15 protein-coding genes are annotated in these 14878 nt (G+C 65.8%); 9 read left to right on the plus strand and 6 right to left on the minus strand.

Translation table 11 applies throughout. From position 1 onward, the window contains the following. The first annotated feature begins 116 nt into the window (after positions 1-116). The 7 genes from ACSQ3M_RS09085 to ACSQ3M_RS09115 are packed head-to-tail and all read left to right on the plus strand — an operon-like array spanning position 117 to position 7912. Positions 117-1985, plus strand: coding sequence for an extracellular solute-binding protein (locus tag ACSQ3M_RS09085; RefSeq protein WP_436149737.1), 1869 nt, complete (start codon positions 117-119; stop codon positions 1983-1985). A 6-nt stretch (positions 1986-1991) separates the two neighbouring features. Continuing rightward, positions 1992-3083 (plus strand): microcin C ABC transporter permease YejB, encoded by a 1092-nt coding sequence (locus ACSQ3M_RS09090; RefSeq protein WP_436149738.1) that lies wholly within the window; start codon positions 1992-1994, stop codon positions 3081-3083. A gap of 1 nt (position 3084) precedes the next feature. Next, on the plus strand, positions 3085-4263 hold the full coding sequence (locus ACSQ3M_RS09095; protein WP_436149739.1) for an ABC transporter permease: 1179 nt from the start codon (positions 3085-3087) through the stop codon (positions 4261-4263). A 34-nt stretch (positions 4264-4297) separates the two neighbouring features. Beyond that, the gene (locus ACSQ3M_RS09100; RefSeq protein ID WP_436149740.1) at positions 4298-4534 is read left to right on the plus strand and encodes a hypothetical protein; all 237 of its coding nucleotides are present in this window, start codon (positions 4298-4300) and stop codon (positions 4532-4534) included. Positions 4535-4539: 5 nt separating this feature from the next. Further along, complete coding sequence (locus ACSQ3M_RS09105; protein WP_436149741.1) at positions 4540-5061, plus strand: type II toxin-antitoxin system VapC family toxin; 522 nt, start codon at positions 4540-4542, stop codon at positions 5059-5061. After that, positions 5058-6692 (plus strand): ABC transporter ATP-binding protein, encoded by a 1635-nt coding sequence (locus ACSQ3M_RS09110; RefSeq protein ID WP_436149742.1) that lies wholly within the window; start codon positions 5058-5060, stop codon positions 6690-6692. The genes ACSQ3M_RS09105 and ACSQ3M_RS09110 overlap by 4 nt, the downstream gene beginning before the upstream one ends. Before the next feature lie 2 nt (positions 6693-6694). After that, positions 6695-7912, plus strand: a complete 1218-nt coding sequence (locus ACSQ3M_RS09115) for a phosphopentomutase (protein WP_436149743.1) — start codon at positions 6695-6697, stop codon at positions 7910-7912. Between the two features lie 49 nt (positions 7913-7961). Here the strand turns inward: ACSQ3M_RS09115 and ACSQ3M_RS09120 are convergent, their stop codons facing one another. Beyond that, on the minus strand, positions 7962-9419 hold the full coding sequence (locus ACSQ3M_RS09120) for a methyl-accepting chemotaxis protein (protein ID WP_436149744.1): 1458 nt from the start codon (positions 9417-9419) through the stop codon (positions 7962-7964). After that, complete coding sequence (locus ACSQ3M_RS09125) at positions 9416-9790, minus strand: hypothetical protein (protein WP_436149745.1); 375 nt, start codon at positions 9788-9790, stop codon at positions 9416-9418. The genes ACSQ3M_RS09120 and ACSQ3M_RS09125 overlap by 4 nt, the downstream gene beginning before the upstream one ends. A 194-nt stretch (positions 9791-9984) precedes the next feature. Here ACSQ3M_RS09125 and ACSQ3M_RS09130 point away from each other — a divergent pair, with 194 nt between their 5' ends. Continuing rightward, positions 9985-10410 carry a TadE/TadG family type IV pilus assembly protein gene (locus ACSQ3M_RS09130; protein ID WP_436149746.1) on the plus strand — a complete coding sequence of 142 codons (426 nt, stop codon included), beginning with the start codon at positions 9985-9987 and terminating at the stop codon, positions 10408-10410. Between the two features lie 36 nt (positions 10411-10446). Further along, a complete protein-coding gene (locus ACSQ3M_RS09135) occupies positions 10447-12129 on the plus strand; it encodes a pilus assembly protein TadG-related protein (RefSeq protein ID WP_436149747.1) in 1683 nt (560 codons plus the stop codon). 4 nt (positions 12130-12133) lie between these two features. Here ACSQ3M_RS09135 and ACSQ3M_RS09140 read toward each other — a convergent pair whose 3' ends face one another. From ACSQ3M_RS09140 to ACSQ3M_RS09155, 4 genes are read right to left on the minus strand one after another with little or no spacing between them, the layout of a single operon-like run. After that, positions 12134-12538 (minus strand): low molecular weight phosphatase family protein, encoded by a 405-nt coding sequence (locus tag ACSQ3M_RS09140; protein WP_436150293.1) that lies wholly within the window; start codon positions 12536-12538, stop codon positions 12134-12136. 46 nt (positions 12539-12584) lie between these two features. Continuing rightward, positions 12585-13058, minus strand: a complete 474-nt coding sequence (locus ACSQ3M_RS09145; protein WP_436149748.1) for a UPF0262 family protein — start codon at positions 13056-13058, stop codon at positions 12585-12587. Positions 13059-13105: 47 nt separating this feature from the next. Beyond that, on the minus strand, positions 13106-14398 hold the full coding sequence (hisD, locus tag ACSQ3M_RS09150; protein ID WP_436149749.1) for a histidinol dehydrogenase: 1293 nt from the start codon (positions 14396-14398) through the stop codon (positions 13106-13108). 24 nt (positions 14399-14422) lie between these two features. Then, entirely contained in the window at positions 14423-14866 is a 444-nt protein-coding gene (locus ACSQ3M_RS09155; RefSeq protein WP_436149750.1) for a DUF2948 family protein, read from the minus strand. Positions 14867-14878: the final 12 nt, after the last annotated feature.

The raw sequence follows: 14878 nt of genomic DNA on the forward strand, positions 1-14878 counted from the left end.
GGCTTTTGCTTGTCGGCGCCATGCAATTGCCGTCACCATGACGGGGAATGCGCGCAACACTGGCTTCGGCCGGGTGTGACGACATAATCGGACAACGAATCGCAAGGGGTTTTTGCATGGCGATCCGGATCACCCGCCGCAGGTTGCTCGAAAGCGGCGGCGCGCTCGCAGCCGCGGCCACGCTGCCGGGCTCGCTCACGGCAGCTCTGGCGCAGGAGAACGAGGTCCACGGCCTCTCGACCTTCGGCGAGTTGGCGCTGCCACCGAACTTCCCGCATTTCGCCTATGTCAACCCGAAGGCGCCCAAGGGCGGCTCGATTACCATCCAGATCAAGCGCGGCGGCGGCAACCAGAGCTTCGACACCTTCAACACGCTGAACACCTTCGTGCTGCAGGGCGATGGCGCAGCCGGCATGGAGGCCTGCTTCGACAGCCTGATGGCCGGCTCGGCCGATGAGCCCGGCTCGCTCTATGGCCTGCTGGCGAAGAGTGTCGCAGTCTCGGCCGACAAGCTGACCTATCGTTTCCGCATGCGGCAGGAGGCACGCTTCCATGACGGCTCGCGCGTCACTGCGGGCGACGTCGCCTTCTCGCTCAACCTGCTCAAGAGCAAGGGCCACCCGACCTACCGGCTGATCCTCGCCGAGATGACCTCGGCCGTTGCGGAAAGCGACGACCTCATCGTCGTCAAGCTCTCGCCCAAGCGCAGCCGTGACCTGCATCTCGTCGTCGCTGGCATGCCGGTGTTCTCCGAAAAATACTGGTCGACGCGCAATTTCGAGGCCTCGACGCTGGAGCCGCCGCTCGGCTCGAGCGGCTACAAGGTCGGCCGCCTCGAGCAGGGCCGCTTCATCGAGTTCGACCGGGTGCCGGATTACTGGGCCAAGGATCTGCCGGTGAATATCGGCCAGAACAATTTCGACCGCGTCCGCTGGGAGTATTTCCGCGACCGGCAAGTGGCGTTCGAAGCCTTCAAGAGCGGCGTGATCACCTTCCAGGAAGAGTTCACCTCGCGCATCTGGGCGACCGGCTACGACTTCCCGGCGATCAACGAAGGCAAGGTCAAGAAGGAGGCCCTGCCGAAGACCGAACCGATCGGCTCGCAGGGCTGGATCTACAACCTGCGCCGCGACAAGTTCGCCGATCCGCGCATCCGCGAGGCGCTCGGCCTCGCCTTCGACTTCGAGTGGACCAACAAGAACATCATGTTCTCGTCCTTCTCGCGGGCGACCTCCTATTTCGAGAACTCGGATTCGAAGGCGGTCGGCCTGCCCTCGCCGGAAGAATTGAAGCTGCTCGAGCCCTTCCGCGGGAAGGTGCCCGACGAGGTCTTCGGCGAGCCCTATTTGCCGCCGGTCAGCGACGGCTCCGGCAGCGACCGCGCTTTGCTGCGCCGCGCCGACGAGATGCTGCGCGCCGCCGGCTGCAAGCGCGACGGCAATGTGATGAAGCTGCCGAACGGCCAGCCCTTCGAGATCGAGTTCCTGGATTCGACGCCCTCGCTGCAGCCGCACACCCAGCCCTTCCAGGCCAACCTCAAGCGGCTCGGCATCAACGCGACCTCGCGCATCGTCGATGGGGCGCAGTACCAGCGCCGGCTCGACGAGTTCGACTTCGACATGATCAGCCGGGCGATGAGCGGCAGCGCCATCCCGAGCGACAGCATGCGCATCCTCTACGGCTCGGAAGCCGCCAAGACGCGCGGCTCGCGCAATGTCGGCGGCATCGCCAGTCCGGCGATTGATGCGATGATCGAGGCGGTCGGCCAGGCCGACAGCTATGCCGAGGTGGTGGTGGCAGCCAAATGCCTCGACCGTTTGCTGCGCGCCGGGCGCTACTGGATCCCGATGTGGTGGAACGCCAGCGAATGGCTCGCGTATTGGGACATGTATGAGCGCCCGCAGACCAAGCCGAAATACGGCTCCGGCGCGCCGGGGACATGGTGGTACGATCCCGAGAAGGCGAAGCGAATCGGGAAGGCATAAGCGGGCATGCTGAACTACATCGCCCGGCGTCTGGCGCTGATGGTGCCGACCCTGTTCGGTATCCTCCTGATCTCCTTCGTCATCGTGCAGTTCGCGCCGGGCGGGCCGGTCGAGCGGGTGATCTCGCAATTGCAGAATCCCAACAGCGGCGCGGCCGAGCGGGTCGGTGGCGGCTCGGGCGGCGATGCCGGGGCGCAGGCGCTGGATTCAGGCTCGGCCTATCGCGGCGCACAGGGGCTCGACCCTGCCTTCATCAAAGAGCTGGAAAAGCAGTTCGGCTTCGACAAGCCGGCGCATGAGCGCTTTTTCAAGATGCTGAAGGACTATGCGACCTTCGATTTCGGCCGCAGCTACTTCCGCGATGCGCCGGTACTGCAATTGATCAAGGAAAAGCTGCCGGTCTCGATCACGCTCGGCCTCTGGATGACCCTGCTCTCCTACGCGATCTCGATCCCGCTCGGCATCCGCAAGGCGGTGAAGGACGGCTCGCGCTTCGACACCTGGACCAGTGCGGTCGTCATCGTCGGCTACGCCATCCCCGGTTTTCTGTTCGCGATCTTGCTGATCGTGCTCTTTGCCGGCGGCTCGTTCTGGCAGATTTTCCCGCTGCGCGGCCTGACCTCGGAAAACTGGGCGCAACTCAGCCTGCTCGGCAGGATCGGCGATTATTTCTGGCATATCGCCCTGCCGGTGCTGGCGATGGCGCTGGGCGCCTTCGCGACCTCGACGCTTTTGACCAAGAACTCCTTCCTCGACGAGATCAGGAAGCAATACGTGCTGACGGCGCGGATGAAGGGCCTGTCCGAGCGCGGCGTGCTCTACGGCCATGTCTTCCGCAACGCCATGCTGATCGTCATCGCCGGCTTCCCCGGCGCCTTCGTGCATGCGCTCTTCGCCGGCTCGCTCCTGATCGAGACGATCTTCTCGCTCGACGGGCTCGGGCTGCTTTCCTTCGAGGCGATCGTCAATCGCGATTATCCCGTGGTCTTCGCCAATCTCTTCATCTTCTCGCTGATCGGCCTCGTCGTGCACCTGATCACCGACCTGACCTATGCTTGGGTCGACCCGCGCATCGACTTCGAATCGCGGGAGGCCTGAGGTGAGCGACACATTGCTCGACGCCCCGCCGCCCAGCCTGCGCAGCGCCGCCCCTGCGGTCGCGCCGGCACAGGCCAACCAAGGCTGGCTCAAGCTCTCGCCGATCAACCGGCGCCGGCTCAACAGCTTCAAGGCGAACAAGCGCGGCTGGTGGTCGTTCTGGATCTTCCTGACGCTGTTTGTGCTCTCGCTCTTCGCCGAGTTCATCGCCAACGACCGGCCGTTGATCGTCCGCTACAAGGGCGAGACGCTGTTCCCGGTCGCGGTCAACTATCCCGAGGAGAAATTCGGCGGTTTCCTCGCCACCACCGACTATCGCGACCCGACCATCGCCAGGGAGATCGCAGCCAATGGCTGGGCGCTGTGGCCGCTGATCCGCTATTCCTACCGCACCCATAATCTCGACCTGCCAGTGCCGGCCCCTGCCCCGCCGACCTGGATGCTGAAAGACGAGCAATGCCGGCCGATCGCCGAGCGCACCGGCGGCATGACCTGCCGCGAGCTCGAGTGGAACTGGCTCGGCACCGACGATCAGGGCCGCGACGTCGTCGCGCGCCTGATCTACGGCTTCCGTATCTCGATCCTGTTCGGGCTGATCCTGGCCTCGATCTCTTCGGTGATCGGCATCGCCGCAGGCGCGATCCAGGGCTATTTCGGTGGCTGGACCGACCTGATCTTCCAGCGCGTCATCGAGATCTGGACCTCGATCCCGGCGCTCTATCTGCTGATCATCGTCGCGGCGATCATCACGCCGAGCTTCTTCGTCCTGCTCGGCATCCTCTTGCTGTTCTCCTGGGTCGCGCTCGTCGGCGTGGTCCGCGCCGAATTCCTGCGGGCGCGCAATTTCGAGTATGTCCGCGCCGCGCGGGCGCTCGGCCTCTCCAACCGGGCGATCATGGTCAAGCACCTGCTCCCCAACGCCATGGTGGCGACGCTGACCTTCCTGCCCTTCATCCTCAACGGCTCGATCACGACGCTGACCTCGCTCGACTTCCTCGGCTTCGGCCTGCCGCCCGGCTCGCCCTCGCTCGGCGAACTCCTGGCGCAGGGCAAGGCCAACCTGCAGGCGCCCTGGCTCGGCCTCTCCGGCTTCATGGTGATCGCGCTGATGCTGTCGCTCTTGATCTTCATCGGCGAAGCCGTCCGCGACGCCTTCGACCCGCGCAAGACCTTCGCGTGAGGGCCGTGCTATGATTGCCGCGAGGAGAGAGGCGATGAACAAGATCGTGCGCGAGCACTATCCAGTCGAGAAGCTGCCGGAGGACTTGCGGGCAGAGCTGGGGCTTGCAAAGACGGTTAAGGTCGTCATCGAGGCAGATGAGGTCGATGCAAAAAGCGCAGCGCGTGTAGCTGCGATCGCCGAGCTGCTGGAACATCGGCGAAAGCTGAAGCCCAGCGCCAATGACTCAGTCGCGCGCGTCCGAAAGCTCCGCGACGAGTGGAGCCGATAGCGATCGTGGCTGGGCTGGTTTATCTCGACGCCTGCGCGATCATTGACGCCATCGAAAAACCGACGGCAGAAGGCCAGGCCCTGATCAATCTGATCGCCGAGGGAGCCGGTACCGAGACACCTTTCATCACCAGCGATCTTTCACTCACCGAAGTTCTTGTCGACCCAATTCGAGGCCTCATCGACCGCGCTGGGACGGATGAGAATCCAGAGAGCCGATTTCATCACGATTGGTACATTGGCAACCTCGTACCCGATGGTCTGCTTATTCAAACAAAGGCAATCGATCGCGATATTCTTGCGCAAGCAGCGCTCATGCGGGCGCGCGTCCGGTCTCTGAAGGTTCCGGACGCCATCCACGCAGCTACCGCTTTCCGATTCAACTGCACCCATTTCGTAACCGGCGACGCGAAGTTGATACGCGGTATCCAGCGCGATCCCGCTTGGTCCATTTCTCCGCGGAAGTTCAATTTCGTCCCGTTGAATGCCGACACGTTGGACGCCTTGAGAAACGAGCTGACTTCGTGAGTTCCTCCCCGCTCCTCTCCGTTCAGGACCTCTCCGTCGCCTTCCGCCAGGGCGGGCAAGAGACGCTCGCGGTCGACAAGATCTCGTTCGAGATTGCCAAGGGTGAGACGCTGGCGATCGTCGGCGAATCCGGCTCGGGCAAATCGGTCTCGGCGCTGTCGATCCTGAAGCTGCTGAACTACCCGGCGGCGTATCATCCGTCCGGCAAGGTGCTGTTCAACGGCCAGGACCTGATCGCGGCCGACGAAGACGCGATGCGCAAGGTCCGCGGCAACGACATCACCATGGTGTTCCAGGAGCCGATGACCTCGCTCAATCCGCTGCATCCGATTGCGCGGCAGATCGGCGAGATCCTCGAACTGCACAAGGGCCTGCGCGGCGAGAAGGCGCGTGTGCGGACGCTCGAACTGCTGTCACTGGTCGGCATCCGCGATGCGGAAAGCCGGCTCGACGCCTATCCGCACCAGCTCTCGGGCGGCCAGCGCCAGCGCGTGATGATCGCCATGGCGCTAGCCAACGAACCCGACCTCCTGATCGCCGACGAGCCGACCACGGCGCTCGACGTGACCGTGCAGGCGCAGATCCTGACCCTGCTCAAGGAATTGCAGGGCCGGCTCGGCATGGCGATCCTGTTCATCACCCATGACCTCGGCATCGTCCGGCGTATCGCCGACCGGGTCTGCGTGATGCTGAAGGGCAAGATCGTCGAGCAGGGCCCGGTCGCCGATATTTTCGGCAAGCCGCAGCATGCCTATACGCAGCGCCTGCTCGCTGCCGAGCCGAAGGGCCGGCCAGAACCTGTTCCCGACGGCGCCCCAATCCTGCTGGAGGCCGGTCCGATCAAGGTCTGGTTCCCGATCAAGACCGGGCTGCTGCGCCGCACGACCAGCCATGTGAAGGCGGTCGACGGCATCTCGGTCACGGTGCGCGAGGGCGAGACGCTCGGCGTCGTCGGCGAATCCGGCTCGGGCAAGACGACGCTCGGCCTCGCTATCTTGCGGTTGATCTCCTCCGAGGGACCGATCGTCTTCCTCGGCGACCGCATCGACGGTCTGAGCAGCGCCGCGGTGCGGCCGAAGCGCAAGGATCTCCAGGTCGTCTTCCAGGACCCCTATGGCTCGCTCTCGCCGCGCATGTCGGTCGCCGACATCGTCGCGGAGGGGCTCACCGTCCAGCAGAAGGGGCTCAGCTACCAGCGCCAGCGCGAGATCGTGGCGCAGGCGCTCGCCGATGTCGGGCTCGATCCTTCGACGATGGATCGCTATCCGCACGAGTTCTCCGGTGGCCAGCGCCAGCGCATTGCGATCGCCCGCGCCATGGCACTCGACCCGAAATTCGTCGTGCTCGACGAGCCGACCTCGGCGCTCGACATGTCGGTGCAGGCGCAGATCGTCGAATTGCTGCGCGGGCTCCAGGCCAGGCGCAAGCTCGGCTATCTCTTCATCAGCCACGACCTCAAGGTGGTCAGGGCGCTGTCGCACCGGGTGGTGGTGATGCAGAACGGCAAGGTGGTCGAGGAAGGGCCGGCCGAGGAGATCTTCCAGCGCCCGCGCGAGGCCTATACGCAGGCGCTGCTGGCGGCTGCGCTCAACCTCGAGCCGGCGGCCGATAGCGCCGCGGTGCGGGACTGACAATGGCACGCGCCATCCTGATCGTTCTCGATTCCGTCGGCTGTGGCGGCGCTGAGGATGCCGCCGCCTATGGCGATACCGGCGCCGACACCCTCGGCCATATCGCTGAGGCTTGTGCCGAGGGGCGCGGCGACCGCGACGGCCTGCGCAGCGGGCCGCTCCATATCCCCAATCTCGCCCGACTGGGCCTGAGCCATGCCTGCGAGGCCTCGACGGGTAAACCGCTCGCCGGCGTGACGCGGTCGGACGCGCCGCAGGGGCAATACGGCTACGGCGTAGAGATCAGCCAAGGCAAGGACACGCCATCCGGCCATTGGGAGATCGCCGGCTGCCCGGTCCCGTTCAAATGGGGCTATTTCACCGCGCTGGAGAGTTCGTTTCCGTCCGATCTTGTCGCCGCCATCATCCGCGAAGGCGCCCTGCCCGGCATCCTCGGCAACAAGCACGCCTCCGGCACGGCGGTGATCGACAAACTCGCTGAGGAGCATATCCGGACGGGCAAGCCGATCTGCTACACCTCGGTCGACTCGGTGCTGCAGATCGCTGCGCATGAGGAGCATTTTGGCCTGGAGCGGCTTTACGACCTCTGCAAGAAGGCCCGTGTCCTGGTCGACCCCTTGAGGATCGGCCGCGTCATTGCCCGCCCCTTCGTCGGCACGGCCGAAACAGGCTTCACCCGCACCGGCAACCGCAAGGACTTTTCCATCCCGCCGCCGGACGAGACCATCCTCGACCGGCTCGCGGCCAAGGGCCGGCCGATCGTCACCGTCGGCAAGATCGGCGACATCTTCGCCCACCGGAACACGGGCGAGGAGATCAAGCCGTTCGGCAATGCCGCCATGTGGGCAGCGGCGCTGGAGGCGTTCGCGCGGCTGCCCGATGGCGGCTTCTGTTTCGTCAACCTCGTCGACTTCGATACCGAGTACGGTCATCGCCGCGACATTCCGGGCTATGCGGCGGCGCTCGAAGCCTTCGATCGCGACCTGCCGAAGCTCGAGGCGTTGCTCCGGCCCGGCGACCTCGCCGTCATCACCGCCGATCACGGCAATGATCCGAGCTGGCCCGGAACCGACCATACGCGCGAGCATGTGCCGATTCTCGGCTTCGGGCCGGCTGTGCCGGCGCGCGAGATCGGCCGCAGGGCGAGCTTCGCCGATATCGCCGCGACGCTCAGCGAATGGCTGGGTGTCGGGACCGTCGGTCCCGGACGCCCTTGGTAGCTAGAACCCGTTTACCGATCAGGCTGATCTAACCCGATCGGATCCGGCTCTAAGCCGCGGCGACGCGCTCGCAGAACTCCGCAACCTCGCGGCGGATGCGCTGTGCTTGCGTCGCAAGATCGGCGGACGAGCTCTGCAGGCTGCCAGCTGCAGCGTAGGTGCGCTCGGTCACCGCCTCGAAGCTCTGCAGGGTCTGGGCGCTGCGGCCGGCGCCATCGGAAGAGATCTGAACCTCCTTGGCGATCTCGGCGGTGGCGCGATCCTGCTCGCCTACCGCATAGGCGATGGCGACCGAGACGGTCTCGACCTCGCCGATCGCCGTGACCATCTCGCGGATCGACTTGAGCGAGCGCTGCGAGGCGGTCTGGATGGCTTCGATCGAGCGCGCCACCTCCTCGGTCGCAGACGCGGTCTGCGCCGAGAGCGTCTTGACCTCACTGGCGACGACGGCAAAGCCCTTGCCCATCGCGCCGGCACGCGCCGCCTCGATGGTCGCGTTCAGCGCCAGCATGCTGGTCTGCGCCGCGATGCCGCGAATGATTTCCGCCACGGCGCCGACGCTTTCGCCGGTGCGTGCCAACGCCTCGATCTCAGTGCTGGCTGCGCGTGCGAGCCTGGCCGCCGATTGCGAGCTGCCGGCCGATTGCGTGACGTTGCGGCCGATCTCGGCGATCGAGCTGGCAAGCTCCTGGCTGGCTGCCGCGGTCTGCTCGATGCTGGTCGTCACCTCGGTCGAGCTGCGCGAGACGAGCGAGATTTGCTGACGCGCCCGGTCGGAAGCGCCGGTGAGGCCACGGGCGTCGACCTGCATCACCTCGGACGCCTTGTCGAGAACGGCCATGGCGCCGTCCATCTCGTCACGGAAGTGCTCGACCATCGCGCGCAGATGTCCGGCACGCGCCTCGGCTTCGTCGGCGAGCGCCCGTTCGCGCTCGCTCGCCAGGCGTTCGCGCTCGGCGACCTCTTCGGCTCGGCGGAGATTGGCCTCGGTCTGCGCGAAGATGCGCGCAGTCATCACTGCGATCGCTGCAAGGAAGGCGGTTTCGACAACCACAATGACGGCATGCAACAGCACCCGCAGCAGATTGCCGCCCTGATAGAAGACAGCGGCAGGCAGGACGAACTGCAGCACCAGATGGTGCGCCGCCGTAAGCGCAGCGCCCAGGATGATCGGCCGCCAGTCGCAGAAGCCGGCGAGCAGCGCGAGCACGGCGAAGTAGTACATGTGCATGTCGGGCTGCCAGGGATGCCCGGAGAAGACCGCGACCAGAATCGAGACCTGGCCGATCAAGGCAACAGCGATCGCGCACTGCGTCAGCAACGTCGCACCGACGCCGCGATAGGCGATCAGCGCCGCGAGCGCGAGCAACAACGCGCTCAACCCCGGCACCAGCCCGTCGCCGGACTGCAGCAGGGACGCCATCGCGAGCAGTGGGACGTGGAGGAAGGCGAGGCCGATGAGGCAGCGCGCGACGAGGTCGCGAAGGCCAGACAAGGTCAAAGTCATAGGCGGTTCGCTTCGGCCTCCGATGAGATGATGCAACCGGCAAGCCCGTCGAGACGCAGCATCAGCATGGCGCCGACCGGCCTCGCCGCCGGCACTATCCCAGCTTCTGGCGCAAGGACGACGACGAAGGGCATCGCACCTTGCCGCAGGAGCCTGGCGCCGGTCGCGAGGCTGCGCGCCACGGCCTCCTCGCCGGAGACCCAGGGCGGAAAGATGACTGCCAGCGGTACGGCTGGGCCGGCAATCGGACCGGGCAAACTGGCAAGGGTTACAAGGCCGGAGCAGAGCGCCAAGCCTGCGATCAGACCGATATCGCGCCACTGTCGGAGCTGCCGAGAGCGGACATTGGTCGGTATCGCGACGGTGCTCATTCGTCAGGTCGTTTCTCGGCTTAGCTAACGTAACGTTGCCCTCAGTGAAGCTCCTGGGCCCTGCCCCTTAAATTTCGATTAATCAGCCAATTCGTTTCAATGATTACCCCGTAGTCCTGAATGTAGGTTTTACGGTTTATAAAGGCGCCGGCTATACACTCTATGGTTGTAACTTCCCGTGGAGTGAACATGCCATGCGCTCGTTCATACGCCTACGGATTGATTGCTCCGCAGCCACTGCCGTAGAATTCGCCTTCATCGCGCCACTTCTGCTGCTGCTCCTCTTCGGTATCATCGGCTATGGCCACGCCTTTGGCGTGTATCACGGCGTGCAGCAACTGGCGGCGGAGGCGGCCCGTGCTTCCGTCGGCGGGCTCGACGACACCGAGCGTGAGCGGCTGGCGCGCGCCTTTGTCACACGCAGCATCGGCTCATACGCTTTCCTCGATCCGAGCAAGCTGACAGTGCGGACGACCGCCCTGGGTGCGCCGGCGCCGAGCTTCGAGGTGGCGGTCGTCTACGACTTCTCCGACAGCATCTTCAATCGCCTCGGCTCGATAGTTGCGCTCCCCACCCCGGTGGTCGAGCGCCGGGCCGTGGTGCAGCGCGGCGGTTACTGAACCCGCCCGTCGAGGCAAACGGCAAGGGAGGCCGTCATGATCAATCTCTTGCGGAGGCTGTTTGCCGACCACCGCGGGCTCTCATCGATCGTTTTCGCCGGCAGCTCCATGGTTCTGTTCGGCTTCGGCACGATGGCCGTCGATGTCGGGAGCTTCTTCTACCAAAAGCGCCGGCAGCAGACCGCGACGGATCTCGCCGCGCTCGCCGCCGCGGCTGACCTCGGAAAGGCGGACGCGGCCGCACGATCAAGCGCCGGACGCAACGGCTATACCGCAGCCGCAGTCGAAAGAGTGCAGTTGGGCACCTATACGGCGGATGCGACGCTTGCGCCTGAAATGCGCTTCCAGCCGAGCTCGGCGGCCGGCGCGAACGCTGCCCGGATCGAGATGCGCGCGACCACCCCGATGATCCTCGGCCGGGTGATTGGAGCGAGCGGCCTTGGAAACGAAGCCGGCGACGTCGCAATCCTGACGCGGGCGACCGCCGCACAGGACATGCAGGCCGCCTTCGCCGTCGGCTCGCGGCTGGTCCGGCTGGAGGGCGGCGCCCTCAACGGCCTGCTCGGTGGCCTGCTCGGAACGAGCCTGTCGCTATCGGTCATGGACTATGAGGGGCTGGCGCGGGCCCGGATCGACCTGTTCGGCTTCGCGCGGCAGCTGGCGACGCGCGCCTCGATCTCCGCACTGACCTTCGACGAGGTCGCCCGCGCCCAGGTCCGTATCGGGGACGTCATCCTGGCGGCCCAGGATGGGGCGCGCGCCCAAGGCGCGGGCAGCGACGCGATCGCGGCGCTGGGGCGTCTGGCATCGGTGCTCGCCGGCTCAGGCCAGCGCATCAACCTGCAGAGCCTGGTCTCGTTCGGCACCTATGGCAGCCGTCAGCTGAACGAGGAGGTGCCAATCAAAGCATCGCTGTCGGCACTCGACCTCGTCTCGGCCACGGCCCAGATCGCCAATGGCGCACGCCAGCTCGATCTCGGCCTGGCGGTCAACGTGCCCGGCCTCGCTTCGGTTTCGCTGAAGCTCGGCATCGGCGAGCGACCGGTCGGCACCAGCCTGGTGCGCGTAGGCCGCAACGGCGCTACGGTCCACACCGCCCAGACGCGCCTGTTGCTCACCCTCACCCTCGTCGGCAGCGGCCAGGCCTCGCTGGTCAAGCTGCCGCTTTATCTGGAACTCGCCTCCGCGACGGCCCGCCTGACCTCGATCTCCTGCGGCGCCGGCGACATCACAAGCGCGCGGGTAACGCTCGGCGTGACGCCGGCCGTGGTCGATGCCTGGATCGGAGATGTCTCCAACGCCGAGTTCAGCAATTTCAGCACGCGACCGAACCCTCCGGCCGCAACGCTGCTCAACCTGCTCGGCCTCGCAAAAGTGACGGGTCGGGCGCATGTCACGATCAGCAATACCAGCGAGACCCCGGTCAGCTTCAGCTATGCCGAGATCCAGCGCGCCGAGAAGAAGACGACCTCGACGCAGAACTTTGTCGCGAGCCTGCTGTCGCGGCTGGTCGCTGATCTCGACCTGCGTGTCGAGCTGTTGGGACTCGGCTTACCCATACCCGGCCTCGGCGGCGCCGTCTCCGGTGTCATCGCCGGTGCGGCGGCGCCCCTCGACCAAGTGCTGACGAGCCTGCTCAACACACTCGGGATCGGGCTCGGCCAGGCCGACAGCTGGGTCAGCGGCGTGCGCTGTGGCGGGGCTGTGCTGATCCAGTAGAGCTTCAGGATCTCAACCGCTTCGTGATCCGCTGCATCAGGCCGTCACGGACGGCGCGATAGGCTTCGAGGACCTGTTCGCGCGAGCCTTGCACGACGGTAGGGTCCGGCGTCGGCCAGTATTCGACCTCGGAGGCGACCGTGCGGGTCAGGTCGAGCGCCTTGTGATGCGCCTCGGGCGAGAGCGTGACGATCAGATCGAAGTTGAGCCCCTCCCATTCCTCCAGCTCTTCGAGCGATTTCGGCTTGTGCTTGCGGGCGTCGATGCCGATCTCGTCGAGGACCTCCAACGCGAAGGGGTCGACCTCGCCTTTGCGTGCTCCGGCCGACTGGACGTAAACCGACTTGCCGAAGAAGTGCTTGGCCATCGCCTCCGCCATGGGCGAGCGCACCGCGTTATAGGCGCACATGAACAGTACGCTCTGGAGCTTGCGCGGGGCGGACGGCTCCAAGCGCTCAGCCCTTCCAGTGCAGCGCGTAGATCAGGGTGAAGAGGCGGCGGGCCGTCTCGCGGTCGATCTCGACCTTGTTGGTCAGCCGTTCGACCAGCAGGTGAGCTGCCTCGTCGTGCAGGCCGCGGCGCCCCATGTCGATCGCCTCGATCTGCGACGGCGTCGCCGTGCGGATAGCAGCATAGTAGCTGTCGCAGACCAACTCGTAGTCCTTGATGATGCGCCTCAACGGCGTCAGCGAGAGAAGGTGCGTGACGACCGGGGCGCCATCGGCGCTCCTGATCTCGAAGGCAAGGCGCCGCTCGACCAAGGCAAGATGGACGGCATAGGGGCCGCCGTCGAAATCCGGTACGGCGAAGTGGTTGCGTTCGATCAGGTCGTAGATCGCGACAGCGCGCTCATGCTCCTGGTCGGCGCCACCCCGGCCGAGCGAGGCTTCGTCGAGCGTGACGGCGACCAGATGGTTGCGTTCCGACATGTCTTCTCCGCGCAGCGGGATGTCGGTGCAGAATCGCTGTCCCGACCTCAGCCGTTGAGTCGGATCGTCACGGAACGCGCATGGGCCTGCAAGCCCTCGGACTCGGCGAGCGTGACCGCGGCGCCGGAGAGTGCACGCAAACCGTCCACCCCGCAGCGCAGAAGCGAGGTCCGCTTCATGAAATCGGGCACGCCGAGCCCCGAGGAGAAGCGGGCGGAACGGGCCGTCGGCAGGACATGGTTCGAGCCCCCGACATAGTCGCCGATCGCCTCGGGCGTATGTCCGCCGAGGAAGATCGCACCGGCATTGCGAATGCGTCCCGCCAGGCGCTCCGGTTCAGCGGCGATGATCTCGAGATGCTCCGGCGCCAGCCGGTTGACCAGCGGGATCGCCATGTCGAGCGCTTCGACCAGGATGACTGCGCCGAAATCACGCCAGCTCGCACCGGCGATCTCGGCGCGCGGCAAGGTCCTGAGCTGGCCTTCGACCGCACGCTCGACCGCATTGGCGAGTGTGGCATCGTCAGTGATCAGGATCGACTGGGCGGCGGTGTCGTGCTCGGCCTGGGCGAGGAGATCGGCGGCGATCCAGTCGGGATTTGCGTCCGCATCGGCCAGGACCAAAACCTCTGACGGGCCGGCGATCATGTCGATGCCGACAGTGCCGAAGACACGGCGCTTGGCAGCGGCGACATAAGCGTTGCCGGGGCCGACGATCTTGGCGACAGGTGCGATCGTCGCTGTGCCGTAGGCAAGCGCGGCGATCGCCTGAGCCCCGCCGATCCGATAAATCTCGTCGATGCCGGCGAGCTTCGCCGCCGCCAGCACGAGCGGGTTACCCTCACCGCGCGGTGTCGGCGCGACCATGACGAGACGCTCGACGCCGGCGACCTTGGCCGGAATCGCATTCATCAGAACGGACGAGGGATAGCTCGCCGTGCCGCCCGGGACGTAGAGGCCGACGGCCTCAATCGCGCTCCAGCGCCAGCCGCTCTCAACGCCGAGCGCATCGCGCGACCAGGAATCGGTCGGTTTCTGGCGCAGGTGATAGGTCTCGATCCGGGAGCGGGCCGTCTCGAGCGCATCGAGCTGCTCCCGCGTACAGGCCGCCACCGCCGCCTCGATCTCGCTATCGGTGACGCGCAGCGTCTGCGGCGTCAGCAAGAGTTTGTCGAAACGCTCGGTGTAATCGATCAAAGCAGCATCGCCGCGGGCGCGGACATCGGCGATGATCGCGGCTGCGACCTGATCGACATCCTCGGAGACCTCGCGCTTCATCGCGAGCAGAGCGGTGAACTCGCGCTCAAAACCGGCATCGCGTGCGTCAAGCCTGATCGGCATCGGGATATCCTGACCGGAAGGAGTTCAGCCGGCTTCCGGATGGGCAGGCGTCGCGACCGCTTCCCAGATCGGGCCGAGATCCTTCATCTGCGCCTCGATGCACTCGACATCGAGGCGGATGGCGGCGCCGTCGGAGAAATGCAGGGTGACTTGCCCGGCCGGCCCATCGCTCTCGGCGAAGGTGACGGCGAGCAGGCTGAGCACCGCGCCCTCGCCCGTCGCGATCTTCGTGCTGCGCGCGGCCGTCACCCGCTCGAAATGCAGGGCAGAGAGCCGGCGGCGCTTCTGGCCCTGGGTCGCGCCTTCCCAGTCGAAGCGGCGCAACGCCAGGGCGAAGCGCTTCTCGGCCGGCAGATAGGCGATATCTCCGCGCTTCAACACCGCATCCTGCAGATGCGCCGAAATCACCGACAGATCGTCGGCATCCAGCGCAATCAGTTTCAGCGGCTCGGCAACGGGATCGGACATGCGCCTTATCTG

The organism is Allobosea sp. LjRoot90 (genome assembly GCF_964254315.1).
Lineage (GTDB): Bacteria > Pseudomonadota > Alphaproteobacteria > Rhizobiales > Beijerinckiaceae > Allobosea.